This window comes from Amycolatopsis mediterranei, from assembly GCF_026017845.1.
GTDB lineage: Bacteria > Actinomycetota > Actinomycetes > Mycobacteriales > Pseudonocardiaceae > Amycolatopsis > Amycolatopsis mediterranei.
Window position 1 is genome coordinate 2,848,974 of the sequence record NZ_CP100416.1, and the last position, 19,763, is coordinate 2,868,736.

The following is a 19,763-nucleotide window of genomic DNA, read 5'->3' on the forward strand; positions in this document are numbered from 1 at the left end:
GGGGGCGGGGGTGGGGTTGGTTTGGTTCCCGACGGGGGCTGGCCCCCTTCACCCGCGGGGCGGGGCCGCGCCCCCCGCGGGCGGGCCCCGGCCCGGTCCCCACCCAGGAGAAAGCCCATCCATGAGTGAGCCCATTCTCGAGATCAAGGGCCTGAACAAGAGTTTCGGCCCGGTCCACGTCCTCCACGACGTGGATTTCGACGTGCGTGCGGGCGAAGTGACCGCCCTGGTCGGCGACAACGGCGCCGGCAAGTCGACGCTCGTCAAGTGCATCGCCGGCATTCACCCGTACGACTCGGGGGCCGTGCGGTTCAACGGCGAGGACACCCACATCCGCGGCCCGCGCGACGCCGCGGACCTCGGCATCGAGGTCGTTTACCAGGACCTCGCGCTCGCCGACAACCTCGACATCGTCCAGAACATGTTCCTCGGCCGCGAGCGCGGCAATTCGTGGAAGCTCGACGAAGCCAGCATGGAGAAGGCCGCCCGCGAGACGCTGGCCTCCCTGTCCGTGCGGACCGTGAAGTCGGTCCGCACGCCGGTCTCCTCGCTGTCCGGTGGTCAGCGGCAGACCGTCGCCATCGCGAAATCGGTGCTGTGGAACAGCAAGGTCGTCGTGCTCGACGAGCCGACCGCCGCCCTCGGTGTCGCGCAGACCCGGCAGGTGCTGGATCTGGTCCGGCGGCTGGCCGAGCAGGGCCTGGGGGTCGTGCTCATCAGCCACAACATGGCCGACGTGTTCGAGGTCGCCGACCGCATCGCCGTGCTCTACCTCGGCCGGCTCGTCGCCGAGGTGCACACGAAGGACGTCTCCCACGGCCAGGTCGTGGAGCTGATCACCGCGGGTCGCTCCGGTGACCTCGGCCTGGCCCGGCCCGAAGCCGTGGTCCTGTGAGCGGGAAGAAAGAACCGGAAATGACTGAAACCCCTGCCAAGCACGAGGTCGGCACCCCCGCCGAAGCGCTCGCGCAGACCCAGAACCCGTCCGCGGCGATCACCGACTTCGGGATCGACACGACATCGATGTCAACCGGCGAGGCGATCCGCGACTACTTCGCCCGCCTGCGGGCCGGCGAGCTCGGCGCGCTGCCGTCGCTGTTCGGCCTGCTCGTGCTCGTCATCCTGTTCAGCGCGCTGTCGGACAACTTCTTCACGCTGGCCAACATCGCCAACGTGTTCCCGCAGGGTGCGGGCGTCATCATCATCGCGATGGGCATCGTGTTCGTGCTGCTGCTCGGCGAGATCGACCTCGCCGCCGGTGTGGCCTCCGGTGTCGCCGCTTCCGTGATGGCCCTGCACTACGTGCACGCCGGGAACCTGCTGGGCACCCTCGGGACCGGCGTGTTCATCACGTTCATCGGCGTCCTCGCCGTCGCCATGCTGCTGTCGGCCTACCAGCGGATCTGGGCCGGTGCCGCGCTTTCGCTGCTTGGCCTGCTGATCGTCGCGATCGGCGTGCCCGCCAACGCCTGGCTCGAGATCCTGCTGGCCATCTGCGTCGGCACCGCGATCGGCAGCATCACCGGCTTCCTCGTGTCGAAGATCGGCATGCCGTCCTTCGTCGTGACGCTGGCGCTGTTCATCGTGTGGCAGGGCGTCCTGCTGCAGTTCATCGGTGAGGGCGGCACGATCGGCATCAGCAACTCGGACCTCCTGAACAAGATCGCCAACGGCAACCTGGACATCTTGGGCAGCTGGATCTTCTTCCTGATCGCCGCCGGCGGCTTCGCGGTGATCACGCTGATCAGCCACTTCAGGCGGCTCCAGCGCGGCCTGGTCGTCCAGCCGACGGCGCTGGTGATGGTCAAGGTCGGCGCGCTCGTCGTGCTGTCGGCGCTGGGCACCTGGCTGCTGACGATCAACCGCTCGGTGAACAAGGCGGTCGTCACGATCGAGGGCGTTCCGTACGTCATCCCGATCATGCTGGCGCTGCTGGTGGCCGGGACCTACGTGCTCAACCGGACCAGGTACGGCCGGTACGTCTACGCGGTCGGCGGCAACAAGGAAGCCGCCCGCCGCGCCGGTATCGACGTGCCCAAGATCCGGGCGAGTGTGTTCATCATCGGCTCCGCGGTCGCGGCCATCGGCGGCATCGTCACCGCGTCGAAGGTCGGTTCGGTCAGCCCGCAGTCCGGTGGCCTCAACACGCTGCTGTTCGCGGTGGGTTCGGCGGTCATCGGCGGCACGTCGCTGTTCGGCGGCAAGGGACGGGTCGCCGACGCCGTCGTCGGCGGCCTCGTCATCGCGGTGGTCATCAACGGCCTGGGCCTGCTCCACCAGACTGCCGCCGTGGTGAACATCGTCACCGGTCTGGTCCTCCTGCTCGCCGCCACGGTCGACGCGCTGTCCCGGCGCCGCGCGGCTGCGTCGACGCGCTGAACCAGCATGGGATGATCAAGTCCGTGTCCAGCTCACCCGTCGCGCGACCGGACGAGGTGCGCCGGCACAACCGCACGACCCTGCTCCGCCTGCTGCACGTCGGCGGGCCGAGCACCCGGGCGACCCTGGCCGCCGAGCTGGGGCTCAACCGGAGCACGATCAAGACCCTCGTCGACGGGCTCGCCGAAGCCGGCGTCGTCGAGGAGAAGGTGCCGAGGCCGGGACGAGGGGCGGGCCGCCCCTCGCTCCTGGTCCTGCCCCAGCCCCACGCGGCGGTCGTGCTCGCGGTCGACCTGCAGGTCGAGCACGTCGCCATCGCCCTCGTCGGGCTCGGCGGGCAGATCCTGGGCCGCAACAGCTGGAACCTGCGCGGCCGGATGGGCCAGCCGGACGAGGTCATCACCCACATCATCGAGTCGACGGCCATCCTGGCCGGCGACCTCGACGTGAGCCCGGTGGCGGCCGGGGTGTCGGTGCCCGGCGTCGTGCGGCGCGCGGACGGGCACGTGCACGAAGCCCCGAACCTGCGCTGGACCGACGTCGCCCTCGGGGAGCGGCTCGGCGGGGTGCTGCAGATCCCGATCCTGGTCGGCAACGACGCCGAGTTCGGCGCGGTCGCCGAGCACCTGCGCGGGGCCGCCCGCGGGGCGTCCGACGTGGTGTACATCTCGGCGGACGTCGGGGTCGGCGGCGGCGTCATCGCCGAAGGCTCGGCGTTGCGCGGCGGCTCGGGGTACGTCGGCGAGATCGGGCACATGGTGATCCGCCCCGACGGGCGCCCCTGCTACTGCGGCAGCAGCGGCTGCTGGGAGACCGAGGTCGGTGAGGCGGCGCTGTGCCGGGCGCTCGGCCTGGCCGAGGACACCGCCCGCGGGGCGATCCTGTTCGAGCTGCGCGAGCTGGGCCGCGATCCGGAGGCGTCGATGACGCGGCTCGCGGAGTTCGCCGAGTGGCTGACGCTCGGGCTGATCAACGTCGTCAACCTGCTGGGGCCGCAGCTGGTGATCCTCGGCGACCTGCTGACGGTGCTGCCGGAGCCGGTGCTGCGGTACGTCGGCACGGAGGTGCGCCGGCGCAGCCTGGTGAGCCGGGCGGTCGGGGGCACGCGGATCATCAGCTCGGCGCTGGGGGCCGACGGGAAGCTGCTCGGCGCCGCCGAGGTGGCGTTCGAAGTCGTGCTGGATTCTGTCTGATTTCCTGTCCGCTTTCGTGTCCGGAATCACGACATTTCGCGGCCGGGCCGTGACATTCATCGCGCTGATTGGGGATCCGGCACAGTGCAAGTTGCAGAAAAACGAAGGCGGCCGGTGCCTGTGCGCACCGGCCGCCTTCGGGCGTTTCGGGGTCGTTACCGCTGGATGTCGGCGGACAGTTCCTTCAGCTTGGCCTCGTGCTCGCGGGCGTGGTGCCCGCAGAAGAGCAGTTCGCCGCCCGTGCTGAGGACGGCGCGTACCTGAGCTGCAGCTCCGCACCGGTCACAGCGGTCGGCAGCGGTCAGTTCGGGGCGGGTGAGCGTCGGCGTTGTCATGGGGGTCTCCCTCCGTCCCGGCACCGGTCGCCCGGTGCCATCGATCCAGCTACGCCCACATCGGGACTGCTGCCGGTGACGGCGATCGCCTCCGGCTCCGCGGTGTTCGTGCTTCCACTCTTCCAGACGTTTCGCGGCTCGCAAGTGTTCCCGCGCCGGTGGGACCTGAGTCACGTCGATTTACCCCGGATGCCGTAGCGCTGTCCCGCATTCCAGGAGACGATTACCCGGAGAGTTACGTTTTCCGTGGTCAGGCACCATGGGTTGGTGAGTACGGTGACTTCCCCACGACGGCTTTCCGCGGTGCCCGCCCCGCTCTTGTTCGTTCTCAGCGGAATTTCGATGTACGCCGGAGCGGCGGTCGCGGTCGACCTTTTCGGCCACGCGACCCCGGCGGGGGTGGCCTGGCTCCGCTGCCTCGGCGCGGCGGTGGTCCTGCTGGCCTGGCGCCGCCCGGGCCGCGCGGCGCGGCGGGGCAGGCGGCTGCTGCTGGCGATCGTGTTCGGCATCGTGACGGCGGGCATGAACGTGCTGTTCTACGAGGCCATCGCCCGCCTGCCCCTGGGCACGGCGGTGGCGGTGGAGTTCGCCGGCCCGGTGGTGGTGGCGGCCCTGGGGTCCCGAACGCTGCGCGACGTGTTCGCGCTGCTCCTGGTGGCGGCGGGCGTGGTGGCGATCGCGGACGTCCGCCTCGCCGGGAGTTTCTGGGGAGTGGTGTTCGCCCTGGGGGCGGCGTTGGCCTGGGCGGGCTACATCCTGCTGGGCAAGAGGGTCGCGGTGGGCGGCGACGGCATCGACAGCCTGGCGATCGGCTTCGCTGCGGGGACGGTCGTGTTGTCCCCGCTGGCGCTGGGGACGGGCCCCGTGTGGTCTTCGCCACGGTTGCTGCTGCTGGGGATCGGGGTGGGGGTGCTGTCGACGGTGGTGCCGTACGCGCTGGACCAGGTGGTGCTGCGTCGGGTGGGCCAGGCACGGTTCGCCACGCTCTTGGCCCTTCTGCCGGTGACGGCGGGGGTGATGGGGTTCGCGCTGCTGGGGCAGGTGCCGAGCGTGCCGGAGGCGGTGGGGACGCTGGCCGTGGTGGCCGGGGTGGCGTTGCGGAGCCGGGAGGGTTCGGAGGCGCGGGCGGTGGAGCCGCCGGGGTGATTCGAGGCTCGGGGTCGGGTGCTCGAGTTGGGTGCTTTGGTGTGCCCGGCGCACTCGGTTCGGGCGCTCGAAGCGAGTTGCCCACAGGTCGCCCCCCTGTTGTGGACAACCTGACCGCGGTCAGCGCTTTTCGGCAGTTTCCGTCGGTTGCCGCGGATAGGCTGAAGCGGGGCGGATCCCCCAGGGAGGGTGGGCTCTGCTGCGGGGCTCTGCTGCGGGGCTCTGCTGCGGGGCTCTGCTGCGGGGCTCTGCTGACCTCCCCATGTGCCCGGCCGGGCCCGGTCCGGGCCGCTGAAGGCGGGCGCTCCTGCCCAGGCGGTCTCCTCCCACGTTCTGACCGAGCCTCGGTCAGAAGCCACAGGAAGCGGCTGTTCCTGCCCAGGCGACCCCCCTCACCGTCCGACCCGGAGGCGGCCGCCCCGGCCGAGGCGGCCCCGACCTCGCCGTCCCCGCCCCGAGCCGGCCCCTCGGATGCCCTCGCCCCACTCCAGGATCGGTTCGTGATGGCCCCCGCCGCACCTGGCCGGGATACTGGGCGCGGGCAGCAGGAAGCGGGTGGCCATGACCAAGGCGGCGTCGGCCGCGGCGAAGGACTTCGCCGCGGCCGGAGTTTGTGGGGTTCACCTTGCCTGGGCGGACAACAACGGCATCCCGCGCTCGCGGATCGTCCCCGTCGCCGGGCTGGCCGATGCCGCCACCCGCGGTGTCGGGGCGACCTCGCTCTTCGCCGTCTTCGACACCCATGACTCCATCACCTACCAGCACGAAGACCTCGGCACGCCGTCCGGGGACATCCGGCTCGTGCCCGTCGTCGAACGGCTGCGGCGGCTCGCCGGGCAGCCCGCGCTCGCCTGGGCGCCCGTGCGGCAGCTCACCCGGGACGGCGATCCCTGGCCCTACTGCCAGCGCGCCGTCCTCGAAGCGCAGGTGGCCGAGGCCGGACGGCGCGGGCTCGAATTCCGGGCCGGCTACGAGCTGGAGTTCGCCGTCGCCCCCGCCGGCAGCGCCGACGTCCTGGCCGCTCCCGGGCACCCCGGGCCCGCCTACAGCCCGCACGCCCTCGTCGGGCTCGACGGCTTCGTCGCGGCCCTCCTGCACGACTTCGCGGCCAACGGCCTGCGGATCGGCCAGCTCCACGCCGAGTACGGCGTCGCCCAGCTCGAACTGTCGCTGGCCGCCACCGATCCCGTCTCCGCCGCCGACGACCAGCTGCTCGCCCGGCAGACCATCCACGCCGCCGCGCGGGTGCACGGTCTCGCCGTCAGCTTCGCGCCGCTGATCGGCCTCGGCGCCGCCGGCAACGGGTGGCACCTGCACACCTCCGTCCGCCGCCAAGGCCGCAATCTTCTCGAAACCGGCCAAACCGGGCGACCGGCCGGGGAAGGCGCCGGCTACCTCGCCGGGCTGCTGCGCGACCTGCCGGCCCTGACCGCGATCACCGCGCCGAGCGTGCCTTCGACGCTGCGGCTGCGGCCCGGCTACTTCGCGGGCGCGTACGCGTTCTGGGGTGTCGAGAACCGGGAGGCGCCGCTGCGGTACGTCCCCGGCTCGGCCCTGCTGGGCGAGGGCCACGCGAACGTCGAGCTCAAGACGTCCGACGCCTCGGCCAACCCGTACCTCGCGCTGGCCGCGGTGCTCGCCGCCGGGATGGCCGGCATCGAGGACGCGCCCGCGCTGCCCGAGCCGATCGGCGAAGACCCGGGTGGCTGGCCGGACGAAGACCGGGAGGCCCGCGGGGTGGACCGGCTGCCGGCGAACCCCGCCGAACAGGACGCCGCGCTCGTGGCGTCGCCGCGGATCGCCGGTGTGCTCGGTGCCGAGCTGCTGGGCGCCTTCCGCGCCGTCCGGGCCTCCGACGCGGCTTGGGCGGCCGAACGCACGGCCGACGAGATCGTCGCCGCTCACCTTTGGCGCTACTGAGGGGACCGATGACTTCGGGGATCGACGGCGGGCAGCTCGACCTGTCCGGGGTGCGGTGGCTGCCGGGCGGCGCCCGGCTGGCCGCGGTGGCCCAGGCGGAACTGCCCCAGAAGGACGGCCTGGCCGCGGCGTTCTGCGGGCTCGCCGCGCTGCGGGCGGCCGGGCTCGACGTGCCGGACCAGGATGCCGTCGCGGCGGCCGCGGGCACGGTCCGGGGTCCGGCCGTGCGGCCGCCGGGCGAGCCGGGCCGCCACGACTTCCGCCTCCCGCTGCCGGTCGTCGACGACCCGGCCGCGGCCGGCACGCGGGTTTCCCGGCTCGCGGCGGCCGTCGGGTCGCTGTCGCGGGGCGCCCTCGTGGCCGTGCCGGTGACGGGGGAGTGGACCACCGAGACCCTGTTCGACCTGCTCGTCGGGCTGTGGGACGTCCCGCGCGTAGCGGTGCTAGCCCGGATCGACGGCGCCGAGCTCGGCGCCCACGACACCCCGCACCGCGCCCTGCTCGACTACCTCGACACCGGCGTCCCGCCACTGTGGACGTCCCGCTGGCGCCCGCCCGGTGGCCACTTCGTGCTCCTGGCGGGCATCCGCATCGGCGCCGAGGGCACCCTGCTGTCTATTGTGGACACTTATCCGGCCCTCGGCGACCACGGCCGTCACGACCAGCCGGTCGAATGGGTGACGGCGGCGCTGGCCGGCCTCGGTGTGCTCGTGGTCGTCGACGCCGGCCAGGCCGGCGTGGTGCGCGCGGCGGCTCGCACCGCCGGGCTCAGTCCGTCCTTTTGGGACTGACCGGCGTCCCGGGCGCGAAGCGGGAGTGGCGGCGGCCGTAGGCGAAGTAGATCACCAGGCCGATCCCCAGCCACACGGCGAACCGGATCCACGTCAGCACGTTCAGGTTGAGCATCAGGTACAAGCAGGCCAGCGCGGCCACGACCGGGATCGCCGGGGAGAACGGCACCCGGAACGGCCGGTCGAGGTCGGGACGGCGGCGGCGCAGCACCGGGACCGCCACGGCCACGATGATCATCGCCGACAGCGCGCCGATGCTCACCATGTCGGCCAGCTCCGAAATCGGGATGAACGCGGCCAGCACCGCGATCAGGACGGCGCCCCCGATGGTCATCCGGTGCGGGGTGCCCCAGCGCGGGTGCGCGGTGCCGAGCGCCTTCGGCAGCAGGCCGTCGCGGCCCATGGCGAACCCGATCCGCCCGATCGTGACCAGCTCGACCATCATCACCGACGTCAGCCCGGTCACCGCGCCGAGCGAGATCAGCGCGCCCACCCAGTGCTGGCCGACCCGGTCGAACGCGTCGGCCAGCGGCGCGCCCGTGTCGATGTCGGTGAACGGGATCATGCCGGTCAGCACGATCGAGACGCCGATGTAGAGCAGCGCGCACACGCCCAGCGCGCCGAGGATGCCGACGCGCAGGTCCTTGCGCGGGTTCAGCGTCTCCTCGCCGAGGTTCGCGAGCGCCTCGAAACCGGTGTAGGCGAAGAAGACCACGGCGGCCGCGGTGATCATCCCGGCGATGCCGTACACCGACTGCTCCAGCCCCAGCGCCGCCTGGACCGCCGGTTGTTCCAGCACCGTCGTGCCGGCTTCGGGTGCCTTCGCCGCCGGGATGAACGGCGTCAGGTTCGCGCCCTTGACGAAGAACAGGCCGACCGCGAGCACCAGCACGCACACCGCGACCTTGACGCACACCAGCAGGTTGGTCAGCCAGGCCGACTCCTTGATGCCCAGCACGGCGACGACGGTCAGCACGGCGATGACGAGCACCGCGCCGACGTTGACCTTCGCGTCTTCGCCGAACCACTCCGGCGACAGCCCGAGCAGGTTCGCCAGGTACCCCGACCAGCCCCGCGACACCACGGCGGCGCCGAGCGCGAACTCCAGCAGCAGGTCCCAGCCGATGATCCAGGCGAACACCTCGCCGAGGGTGGCGAACGCGTAGGTGTAAGCGCTTCCCGCCGTCGGGACGCTGGAGGCCAGCTCGGCGTAGCACAGCGCCGCGAGCCCGGCGACGACCGCGCCGAGCACGAACGACAGCGTCACGGCGGGCCCCGCGTGGGTCTTCGCCTCGACGCCCGCCAAGGTGAAGATGCCGGTGCCGATGATGATCCCGACGCCGAACCCGACCAGGTCGCGCCCGCGCAGCCGCCGTTTGAGCTCGCCGGAGTCCTGGCGTTCGAGGACCTCGTCCACGTTCAGTGTTCGCCGCTCACCCATGAGGAGAAGTTAGAAGGTCACGGACCCTCCCGCAGATCGGCGCCGGAGGCACCCGCGAGCGGCAACCGGACTCCGCGCTCCGCCGGCGCCGGCGTGACGTGGCTCGCGCAGATGGCGGGAACGGCCGGGCACCGGAATGCTGGTCCCGTGCCCGAAGAGATCCCCGCCCGCAGCGCCCTGCACGAGCTCGCCGACCTCCACGGGGTCGCCACCCGGTACCAGAACGCCGATCGGGTCTGGGTCGACGTGGACGACGACGTCGTCGTCGCCGTCCTCGGCCAGTTCGGCGTCGATGCGACCGGCGACCAGGCCATCGCCGCCGCTCTGAGCGCCGCGCGGGAGGCGCCGGCCGCGCTGCCGCCGACCATCGTCGTGCGGGAGGGCACCGGCAAGGCGCTGGGCGTCGACGCCGAAGTCGTCCTCGAGGACGGGACGCGGCGGCGCGCCGACGGTCACCTGCCCGCGGACCTGCCGCTCGGCTGGCACCGGGTCGTCACCGCCGACCAGGACGTCGTGCTGGCCGTGGTGCCGGCGAAGCTGCCGCGAGTCCCGCCCGCCTGGGGGTGGATGCTGCAGCTCTACGCCCTGCACTCGGCCGGGTCCTGGGGCATCGGCGACTACGCCGACCTCGCCACCTTCGCCGCCCGGTCGGCCGCGGAACTGGATGCCGGCGTCCTGCTGGTGAACCCGGTGCAGGCGATCAGCCCCGCGCACCCGATCGAACGATCGCCGTACTCGCCGGCAAGCCGGCGGTTCGCCAACCCGGTCTACCTGCGCGTCACGGCCACCGAGACGTTCGAACAGGCCGACGAGGCGACCCGGGCGGCCGTCGAGTCCCTGGCCCCGGAGCGCGAAGGCGAGCTGATCGACTACGACGCCGTCTGGACCGCCAAGCGGGCCGCGCTCGAGCTGCTGTGGCCGCACCGCGTCGAAGAGGTGCCCGAAGACGGCGACCTGCGCGCTTTCGCCCTCTTCTGCGCCCTGGCCGAGCAGCACGGCGCCGACTGGCGGGACTGGCCGGAGGACCTGCACGACCCGGCCGGAGCGGCCACCGCAAAGGCGCGCGAAGAGCTCGAAGACCGCGTCGCCTTCCACGCGTGGCTCCAGCACCTCTGCCGGGTTCAGCTGGAAGCGGCGCGGACGGCTGCGCGCGGGGCCGGGATGACCGCCGGGATCGTGCACGACCTGCCGGTGGGGGTGCACCCCGGCGGGGCCGACACGTGGGCCGTGCGGGACGTCTTCGCCGCCGACGTGCGGGTCGGCGCCCCACCCGACGCCTTCAACCAGCAGGGCCAGGACTGGAACCTGCCGCCGTGGCGGCCGGACAAGCTGGCCGAGGCCGGGTACGCGCCGTTCCGGGACGTCATCCGGGGCGTCCTGCGCTTCGCCGACGGCATCCGCGTCGACCACATCGCCGGCCTGTGGCGGCTCTGGTGGATCCCGCCGGGCGAGCCCGCGCACCGCGGCACGTACGTCCATTACGACGCCGAAGCGATGGTCGGCGTGCTCGCGCTCGAAGCGCACCGCGCCGGGGCCATCGTGGTGGGGGAGGACCTCGGGACCGTCGAGGAGGTCGTCACCGACACCATGCACGAACGGGGGATGCTCAGCTCGGCCGTGCTGTGGTTCGAGCGCGACTGGGACGCGCCCGGCCAGCCGTTCACACCGCCGGAGAGCTGGGACCCGGACGCCATGGCCAGCATCTCCACGCACGACCTGCCGACGGTGTCGGGCTGGCTGAAGAGCGAGCACGTCCGGGTCCGGGCCGAGCTGGGACTGCTGGACCGCGGGGTCGAAGCCGAGGAAGAAGCGGCCGCCGGCGAGCGCAAGGCGCTGCTGGAACTCGTTGCCCGGGAAGGGATCCCCGGCGACGACCCGGTCGTCGCGCTGCACACCCTGCTCGCGAAGGCCGCTTCGCGGCTCGTGCTGACCTCGCCGGCCGACGTCGCGGGCCAGGTGCGGCAGCCGAATCTGCCCGGAACCGTCGACCAGTACCCTAACTGGCGGATTCGCCTGCCCGTCAGCGTGGACGGCTTCTTCACCGCGCAGGGGGTCCGCGCAGCGGTCGCACCGCTGGCGGCGGCCCGGCCGCTGCCCCGGTAACGACCACACCGCCGCGCGCGACCCCCGGTGATACGCGGACGCCACCGGCACGACCCAAGCTCGAGGAGAAACCCAGTGCGGCCCTGGCCCGGAACGCCCTACCCGCTCGGCGCCACCTACGACGGAGTCGGGACGAACTTCGCCCTGTTCTCCGAGGTGGCCGAGCGCGTCGAACTGTGCCTGTTCGACGCCGAGGGCAAGGAGACGCGGTATGCGCTCGAAGAGGTCGACGGCTTCGTCCACCACGGCTACCTGCTCAACGTCGGACCCGGCCAGCGCTACGGGTTCCGCGTGCACGGCCCCTACGACCCGAAGCGCGGCCTGCGCTGCAACCCGAACAAGCTGCTCATCGACCCGTACGCGAAGGCCGTCTCGCACGGCGTGAAGTGGGATGAGTCGCTGTTCGGCTACCAGTTCGACAACCCGGACGAGCGCAACGACGACGACAGCGCCGGCCACGTGCCGTATTCGCTGGTCGCGAACCCGTTCTTCGACTGGGGCAACGACCGGCAGCCGAAGCGGCCGTACAACGAGACGGTCATCTACGAGGCCCACGTCAAGGGCATGACCGTGCATCACCCGTTCGTGCCCGAAGCGCTGCGGGGCACGTACGCCGGGCTCGCGCACCCCGCCGTCGTCGAGCACCTGCAGAAACTCGGCGTGACCGCCGTCGAACTGCTGCCGGTGCACCAGTTCGTCACCGACCACGGCCTCGACGGGAAGGGACTGACGAACTACTGGGGCTACAACACGATCGGGTACTTCGCGCCGCACGACTCCTACTCGGCCATGCCCGGCGAGGGCGGCCAGGTCCAGGAGTTCAAGGGCATGGTCAAAGCCCTCCACGAGGCCGGCATCGAAGTGATCCTCGACGTGGTTTACAACCACACCGCCGAGGGCAACCACCTCGGGCCGACCCTGTCGATGCGCGGCATCGACAACGAGGCCTACTACCGGCTGGTCGAGGGGGAGCCCGAGTACTACATGGACTACACCGGCACCGGGAACTCGCTGAACGTGCGCAACCCGCACACGCTGCAGCTGATCATGGACTCGCTGCGGTACTGGGTGACCGAGATGCACGTCGACGGCTTCCGGTTCGACCTCGCCTCGGCGCTGGCGCGTGAGTTCTACGACGTCGACCGGCTGTCCACGTTCTTCGACCTCGTCCAGCAGGACCCGATCGTCAGCCAGGTGAAGCTGATCGCCGAGCCGTGGGACGTCGGCCCCGGTGGCTACCAGGTCGGCAACTTCCCGCCGCTGTGGACGGAGTGGAACGGGCAGTTCCGCGACACCGTCCGGGACTTCTGGCGCGGCGAGCCCTCGACGCTGGGGGAGTTCGCCTCGCGCATCACCGGCTCGTCGGACCTCTACCAGGACGACGGCCGCCGCCCGTTCGCGTCGATCAACTTCGTCACCGCGCACGACGGCTTCACGCTGCGGGACCTGGTGTCCTACAACGAAAAGCACAACGAGGCCAACGGCGAGGACGGCCGCGACGGCGCCGACGACAACCGGTCGTGGAACTGCGGGGTCGAGGGCGAGACCGACGATCCCCAGGTCCTCGCCCTGCGCGTCCGGCAGCAGCGGAACATGCTGGCCACGCTGCTGCTGTCCCAAGGCGTGCCGATGATCCTGCACGGCGACGAGTTCGGCCGCACCCAGCAGGGCAACAACAACGTCTACTGCCAGGACTCGGAACTGTCCTGGATGGACTGGGAACTGGCCAAGGAGAACGCGGACCTGGTCAAGTTCACCGGCGGGCTGGGCGCGTTCCGGCACCGGCACCCGGTCTTCCGCCGCCGCCGCTTCTTCCAGGGCGGCCCGGTCGGCAAGGGCGAAAAGCTCGGCGACATCGCCTGGTTCACCCCGGCCGGCGAGGAGATGACCGAGCAGAACTGGGACGACGGCTTCGGCAAGGCGGTCGTCGTCTTCCTCAACGGCAAGGCGATCCCCGACCTCGACCAGCGCGGGATGACGGTCGAGGACGACTCGTTCCTGCTCGCCTTCAACGCCCACTACGAAGACATCGACGCCACGCTCCCGGGCAACGGCTACGGGGAAAGCTGGACCGTCGTGGTCGACACCGCGACCGGGGAGGTGGAGCCCGCCGACGCGAAGCCGATCGAAGGCGGCGGCCGGCTCACCCTCCCCGCCCGGTCCCTGATCGTGCTGCAACGGACGGAGACGGAAGCCGAATGACGGTGCCGGAGTCGACCTACCGGGTGCAGCTGCGCCCGGAGTTCACCTTCGCCGACGCGGCCGGCATCGCCGGCTACCTGCGCGACCTCGGCATCGGCGCGCTGTACGCGTCGCCGGTGCTGGACGCCGCGCCGGGCTCGACACACGGCTACGACGTCGTCGACCCGACGCGGGCGCGGCCCGCGCTCGGCGGCGAGGGGGCGCGCCAGGAGCTCGCCGCGCTGCTGAAGGAGCTCGGACTGGGCCTGGTGGTCGACATCGTGCCGAACCACATGTCGGTCGAGGTGCCGAAGGCGAACCGCTGGTGGTGGGACGTGCTCGAGCACGGCCGCGACTCGGAGTACGCATCCTTCTTCGACGTCGACTGGGACCGCGGCCCGATCCTGCTGCCGGTCCTCGGTGACGATGACGCCGTCGGTGAGCTGTCGGTCGAAGGCGACGAACTGGTCTACTACGACCACCGGTTCCCGATCGCCCCCGGCACCGGAACCGGGACGCCGCAAGAGATCCACGAGCGCCAGCACTACCGCCTGGTCGGCTGGCGCCGCGGCAACGCCGAGCTGACCTACCGCCGCTTCTTCGACATCACGACCCTGGCCGCGGTCCGCGTCGAAGACCCCAAGGTGTTCGCCGAGACGCACGGCGAGGTGCTGCGCTGGGTCGCCGACGGCGACGTCACCGGCCTGCGCGTCGACCACCCGGACGGCCTCGCCGACCCGGGCGGCTACTTCCGGCGGCTGCGGGAGAACGCGCCGGACGCGTGGATCGTGGCCGAGAAGATCCTGCACCCGGGCGAACCGCTGCCGCAGAGCTGGCCGGTCGACGGCACCACCGGCTACGACGCCCTGCGCGAGATCGCCGGCGTCTTCATCGACCCGGCGGGCGAGCCCGGCTTCACCGCGCTGGCGAACGAACTGGGTGTGAAGACCGGCTACCACCGCGTCGAGGCCGAGGCCCGGCGCCTGGTCACCGACCGCATCCTGGTCGCCGAGGTCCGGCGGATCGCGGCGCTGCTGCCCGACATCGATCCCGAAGCCGCGCGGCAGGCGGTCGCCGAGACGATGGTCGCCTTCCCGGTCTACCGCTCCTACCTCCCCGAGGGCGGGGCGAACTGGGCGGCCGCGATCGACGGAGCGCGGCGGGCCCGGCCCGACCTCGCCGACGCGCTGATCATCCTCGACGCCTACGTCCGCAGGAATCCCGGAAGCGAGCTGGCCACCCGGATCCAGCAGACGTCCGGCATGGTCGTGGCGAAGGGCACCGAGGACACCACCTTCTACCGCTACACCCGCTTCGCCGCGCTCAACGAGGTCGGCGGCAACCCGGACCGGTTCGGTCTCGGCGTCGGGGAGTTCCACCGGCTGGCCGCCGAGCGGGAGGCCGGCCACCCGGCCGCGATGACGACGCTGACCACGCACGACACCAAGCGCTCCGAGGACACCCGCGCCCGGATGGCGGTGCTGGCCGAAGTCCCCGGCGAGTTCGCCCAGGCCGTCCGGCGGTGGACCGCCCGGCGGGGGATCGACGAACCCTCGCTCAACCTGCTGGCCTGGCAGACGCTGGTGTCGACCTGGCCGATCGAGCCGCCGCGGCTGCGGGACTACCTGGACAAGGCGGCCAAGGAAGCCAAGCTCCGGACCAGCTGGACCGACCACGACGAGGCCTTCGAGGCCGACGTCGCCGCGTGGCCCGAAGACGTCGTGAACGACGCGGAGCTGGCCGCCGACGTCGAGGCGTTCGTCAACCGCATCGAGGGCCCCGGTTACGCGAACTCGCTCGGCCAGAAGCTCGTCCAGCTGACCGCGCCCGGCGTCCCGGACGTCTACCAGGGCACCGAGCTGTGGGACTTCTCGCTGGTGGACCCGGACAACCGCCGCCCGGTCGACTACGCCGCGCGCCGCGAGCTGCTGGCCCGGATCGCCGACGGCGAGCTGCCGGAGATCGACGCTTCCGGCGCGGCCAAGCTGCTGGTCGTGCACAAGGCGCTGCGGCTGCGCCGTGAGCACCCGGCGCTGTTCCGCGGGTACCGGCCGCTGCGGGCCGAAGGGGCCGCCGCGGCCCATTGCCTGGCCTACACCCGCAGCGCCGACCTCGCCGTGGCGGTGACCCGGCTGCCCGTCGGCCTCGAAGCCGGCGGCGGCTGGCGCGACACGGTCCTCCCGCTGCCCGCCGGCGTCTGGACCGACGTCCTGACCGGCCGGGAGGTCACCGGCGACCTGGCCACCCTGTTCGAGCGGTACCCCGTCGCGTTGCTGGTGCGAGGAGACGTATGAGGTTCAGCGTGTGGGCCCCGGCGGCCCGCCGGGTCCGGGTGAGCGTCGACGCCGGCGTGCACGAGATGACCGCGGCCGACGGCGGCTGGTGGCACGCCGAGGCCGAGGGCATCAACTACGCCTTCCTGCTCGACGACGAAAAGCCGCTGCCCGACCCCCGGTCGCGGTGGCAGCCGCACGGCGTCCACGCGGAGTCGCGCGTCTACGACCACGGCGAGTTCGCCTGGACCGACGACGCCTGGACCGGGCGGCAGCTGCCCGGCGCCGTGCTCTACGAACTGCACGTCGGCACCTTCACCGAGGGCGGCACCTTCGACGCGGCCATCGACCGGCTCGACCACCTCGTCGACCTCGGCATCACGCACGTCGAGCTGCTGCCGGTCAACGCCTTCGACGGCACCGCGGGCTGGGGCTACGACGGCGTCCTCTGGGGCGCGGTCCACCAGCCCTACGGCGGGCCGGACGGGCTCAAGCGGTTCGTCGACGCGGCCCACGCGCGCGGCCTGGCCGTCGTGCTCGACGTCGTCTACAACCACCTCGGGCCCTCCGGCGCCTACCTCGACAAGTTCGGGCCGTACTTCGCCGGCCAGAACGACTGGGGCCCCGGCCTCAACCTCGACGGCCCCGGCTCCGACGAGGTCCGCCGGTACGTGATCGACAACGCGCTGAGCTGGCTGCGCGACTTCCACATCGACGCGCTGCGCCTGGACGCCGTGCACGCGCTGCTCGACCGGCGAGCGGTCCACCTGCTCGAACAGCTCGCCACCGAGGTCGACGCGCTGTCGGCGGCGCTGAACCGGCCACTGACCCTGATCGCCGAGTCCGACCTCAACGACCCGCGGCTCGTGACGCCCCGTGAGCGCGGCGGCTACGGCCTGCACGCCCAGTGGTCGGACGACCTCCACCACGTCCTGCACGTCAAGCTGACCGGCGAGACGAGCGGGTACTACACGGACTTCGCCGCGCCGGACGCCCTCGAGCGGGTGCTGCGCGAGGTGTTCTTCCACGCCGGCACCTGGTCGTCCTTCCGGGAGCGGACCCACGGCCGCCCGGTCGACACGCGGACCGTGCCCGGCCACCGCTTCCTCGGCTACCTGCAGAACCACGACCAGATCGGCAACCGCGCGACCGGCGACCGGCTGGCGGCGACGGTCGCGCCGGGCCGGCTGGCCTGCGGCGCGGCGATCCTGTTCTGCTCGCCGTACACGCCGATGGTGTTCATGGGGGAGGAGTGGGCGGCGAGCACGCCGTGGCAGTTCTTCGCCTCCTTCCCGGACCCGGAGCTGGCCGAAGCCGTCCGCACGGGCCGCCGTCGCGAGTTCTCCCGGCACGGCTGGGGCGAATCGGACGTGCCGGACCCGATGGACCCGGCCACCGTCGAACGCTCGCGGCTCGATTGGGAGGAGGTCGAGCGGCCCGGTCACCGGGAGGTGCTGGACCTCTACCGCGCGTTGATCCGGCTGCGCCGGGAGCGGCCCGAGCTGGCCGACCCGTGGGTCGCCGACCTGCGCGTCGACTCCGCGCCGGACGGGTCCTGGCTCGTGCTGCACCGCGGCGGGCTGCGGCTGGCCGTCAACTTCGGTCCCGGCCCGGTGACGCTGCCGCTCGGGGCGACGGTGTCGCTGCTCACGTGGGGAGAAGCCACGGTGGACGGTGGGGCCGCGCACCTGCCTCCGGACAGCTTCGTGATCGCCGAAACGACGGCCTGACGTCTGTTACCTCCCGGTAACTGTCCGGTATTGGCGCGCGCGGGCCACCTCCGATCTGGGACGATTCAGGAATGGCCACACGACCCTCCGCCGACCACGTCCTCGCCGGCCGCCCCTTCCCGCTCGGAGCCCACCCCGAGGCCGGCGGGGTGCGGTTCGCGATCACGTCCGCCGTCGCGGACGCCGTCGAGCTGTGCCTGATCGACGCCGACGGGTCGGAACGCCGGATCGCGCTGACCGAGCGCACCTTCGGCGTCTGGCACGGCCTGGTGCCCGGGGTGACGCCGGGGCAGCGGTACGGCTACCGGATCCACGGCCCGTACGACCCGGCCCGCGGCCTGCGGTGCAACCCGCACAAGCTGCTGGTCGACCCGTACGCCCGGCAGATCACCGGCGGGCTCACCGACCTGGGCGCGGCCCAGGGCTTCACCGGCGACCCGGAGCGCGGGCCGATGTCCACTGTGGATTCCCTGGGCAGCGTGCCGCTGTCGGTGGTCAGCTCGCCGGGCGGCCCGGACACCGGGACGAACCCGGAGGTCCCGTTCGAAGAGGCGGTGGTCTACGAGCTGCACGTCAAGGGGTTCACGCAGCAGCACCCGTTCATCCCGGAGGCGCTGCGCGGGACCTACCTCGGCCTGGCCCACCCGGTCGCGATCGAGTACCTGACCCGCCTCGGCGTCACGTCGGTGGAGCTGCTGCCGGTGCACTCGTTCCTCGACGAGCCGTCGCTGGTCCGCGCCGGGCGGCACAACTACTGGGGCTACTCGCCGCTCGGCTTCTTCGCCCCGCACGCCGCCTACGCCAGCGAACCGGGCCACGAGGTCGAGGAGTTCCGGCTGATGGTGGCCGCCCTGCACGCGGCCGGCATCGAAGTGATCCTCGACGTCGTGTTCAACCACACCTGCGAGGGCGGCCCGGACGGGCCGACGCTGAGCTTCCGCGGGCTGAACGCGCCGGTGTACTACCTGCACACCGAGCGTGGCCACATGGCCGACATCACCGGCTGCGGCAACACCCTCGAAGCCGGGTCGCCGACCGTGGTCCGGCTGGTGACCGACTCGCTGCGGTACTGGACGCAGGAGATGGGCGTCGACGGCTTCCGGTTCGACCTCGCCAGCACGCTCGGGCGGCCGCGCGGTGGCGCGTTCGACCCGGCGTCGACGCTGCTCACCGCGATCACCACCGATCCGGTGCTCTCGCGCTGCAAGCTGATCGCCGAGCCGTGGGACGCGACCGGCGAGGGCTACCGCGTCGGCGGCTTCGGCGCCCAGTGGGCCGAGTGGAACGGCCGCTACCGCGACACGATCCGCGACTTCTGGCGCGGCGCGACCGGCGTCCGCGACCTCGCCTACCGGCTGTCCGGTTCGTCGGACCTCTACGACCACAACCTGCGGCGGCCGTGGCAGTCGATCAACTTCGTCACCGCGCACGACGGCTTCACGCTGCGGGACCTGGTGTCCTACAACGAAAAGCACAACGAACCCAACGGCGAAGAAAACCGCGACGGCACCAACGACAACCGCTCGTGGAACCACGGCGCCGAGGGCGACACGGCCGACCCGGCGATCCGGGACCTGCGGACCCGGCAGGCGCGCAACATGTTCGCCACGCTGCTGCTGTCCACCGGCACCCCGATGCTGACGGCCGGTGACGAGTTCTGGCGGACCCAGGGCGGCAACAACAACGCGTACTGCCTCGACGACGAGACGTCGTGGTTCGACTGGACCCCGGACGCCCCCGAGGCCGAGGCCATGCTCGCGTTCGCCCGCCGGGTGGTGCGGCTGCGCGCGAACAGCCCGGCGCTGCGGCAGCCGGAGTTCTTCGAAGGCCGGACGACGCCGACCGGCAAGCCGGACCTGGTCTGGTTCCGCCCGGACGGCGAGGAGTTCGGCGAGAGCGACTGGTTCGAGGACCGCCACACGCTCGGCATGTGGATCGACGGCTCGAACAGCCAGGCGCGCAACCGCGAGGGCGCGCTGGTGCCCGACCACTCGTGGCTGCTGTGGCTGCACGCGGGCGACGCGCCGGGCGAGGTCGTCCTGCCCGGCCGCGAGTACGGCGAGACGTTCAAGCCGACCCTCGACACGAGCACCGCCGACGGCAGCCCGGCCAACCCGGGCCCCCTCGAAGCCAAGAGCCGGCTGACCCTCCAGTCCCGCTCCCTGCTCCTGCTCCGCGCCCCCCGCCTGGCCGCCGAACCCCACCCCGAGCCCTACTGACCCGTACCCAGCCGGACGACACGCGTACCCAGCCGGACGACACGCGTACCTG

13 protein-coding genes are annotated in these 19,763 nt (G+C 72.1%); 11 read left to right on the plus strand and 2 right to left on the minus strand.

Features of this window, described 5'->3' with window-relative positions:
• Positions 1-121 precede the first annotated feature (121 nt).
• From ISP_RS13650 to ISP_RS13660, 3 genes are read left to right on the plus strand one after another with little or no spacing between them, the layout of a single operon-like run.
• Positions 122-895, plus strand: coding sequence for an ATP-binding cassette domain-containing protein (locus tag ISP_RS13650; RefSeq protein WP_013224454.1), 774 nt, complete (start codon positions 122-124; stop codon positions 893-895).
• A gap of 20 nt (positions 896-915) precedes the next feature.
• Entirely contained in the window at positions 916-2,379 is a 1,464-nt protein-coding gene (locus ISP_RS13655; RefSeq protein WP_013224455.1) for a sugar ABC transporter permease, read from the plus strand.
• Positions 2,380-2,390: 11 nt separating this feature from the next.
• Complete coding sequence (locus tag ISP_RS13660; protein ID WP_013224456.1) at positions 2,391-3,572, plus strand: ROK family transcriptional regulator; 1,182 nt, start codon at positions 2,391-2,393, stop codon at positions 3,570-3,572.
• A 155-nt stretch (positions 3,573-3,727) separates the two neighbouring features.
• On the opposite strand, the gene ISP_RS13665 is transcribed toward ISP_RS13660, so the two are convergent.
• Positions 3,728-3,907: a DUF7455 domain-containing protein gene (locus ISP_RS13665; RefSeq protein ID WP_013224457.1), complete on the minus strand. Its 180-nt coding sequence runs from the start codon at positions 3,905-3,907 to the stop codon at positions 3,728-3,730.
• A gap of 318 nt (positions 3,908-4,225) precedes the next feature.
• On the opposite strand from ISP_RS13665, the gene ISP_RS13670 reads away from it, so the two are divergent.
• From ISP_RS13670 to ISP_RS13680, 3 genes are all read left to right on the plus strand, one after another.
• On the plus strand, positions 4,226-5,053 hold the full coding sequence (locus ISP_RS13670; RefSeq protein WP_434088699.1) for an EamA family transporter: 828 nt from the start codon (positions 4,226-4,228) through the stop codon (positions 5,051-5,053).
• Between the two features lie 561 nt (positions 5,054-5,614).
• Positions 5,615-6,973 (plus strand): type I glutamate--ammonia ligase, encoded by a 1,359-nt coding sequence (locus ISP_RS13675; protein WP_014466845.1) that lies wholly within the window; start codon positions 5,615-5,617, stop codon positions 6,971-6,973.
• An 8-nt stretch (positions 6,974-6,981) separates the two neighbouring features.
• Positions 6,982-7,764: a DUF6885 family protein gene (locus ISP_RS13680; RefSeq protein ID WP_013224460.1), complete on the plus strand. Its 783-nt coding sequence runs from the start codon at positions 6,982-6,984 to the stop codon at positions 7,762-7,764.
• On the opposite strand, the gene ISP_RS13685 is transcribed toward ISP_RS13680, so the two are convergent.
• Positions 7,742-9,181: an amino acid permease gene (locus ISP_RS13685; RefSeq protein ID WP_013224461.1), complete on the minus strand. Its 1,440-nt coding sequence runs from the start codon at positions 9,179-9,181 to the stop codon at positions 7,742-7,744. The two genes, ISP_RS13680 and ISP_RS13685, sit on opposite strands and share 23 nt — an antisense overlap.
• A gap of 171 nt (positions 9,182-9,352) precedes the next feature.
• Between ISP_RS13685 and malQ the strand changes: the two genes are divergently transcribed.
• The 5 genes from malQ (at position 9,353) to glgX (ISP_RS13710) (ending at position 19,711) form a co-directional block, all read left to right on the plus strand.
• Positions 9,353-11,308 (plus strand): 4-alpha-glucanotransferase, encoded by a 1,956-nt coding sequence (gene malQ / locus ISP_RS13690; protein ID WP_013224462.1) that lies wholly within the window; start codon positions 9,353-9,355, stop codon positions 11,306-11,308.
• A 75-nt stretch (positions 11,309-11,383) separates the two neighbouring features.
• On the plus strand, positions 11,384-13,510 hold the full coding sequence (glgX, locus tag ISP_RS13695; RefSeq protein WP_013224463.1) for a glycogen debranching protein GlgX: 2,127 nt from the start codon (positions 11,384-11,386) through the stop codon (positions 13,508-13,510).
• Complete coding sequence (gene treY, locus ISP_RS13700) at positions 13,507-15,783, plus strand: malto-oligosyltrehalose synthase (RefSeq protein WP_013224464.1); 2,277 nt, start codon at positions 13,507-13,509, stop codon at positions 15,781-15,783. The genes glgX (ISP_RS13695) and treY overlap by 4 nt, the downstream gene beginning before the upstream one ends.
• Positions 15,780-17,492, plus strand: a complete 1,713-nt coding sequence (treZ, locus tag ISP_RS13705) for a malto-oligosyltrehalose trehalohydrolase (RefSeq protein WP_013224465.1) — start codon at positions 15,780-15,782, stop codon at positions 17,490-17,492. The genes treY and treZ overlap by 4 nt, the downstream gene beginning before the upstream one ends.
• A gap of 71 nt (positions 17,493-17,563) precedes the next feature.
• Positions 17,564-19,711: a glycogen debranching protein GlgX gene (glgX, locus tag ISP_RS13710; protein ID WP_013224466.1), complete on the plus strand. Its 2,148-nt coding sequence runs from the start codon at positions 17,564-17,566 to the stop codon at positions 19,709-19,711.
• Positions 19,712-19,763: the final 52 nt, after the last annotated feature.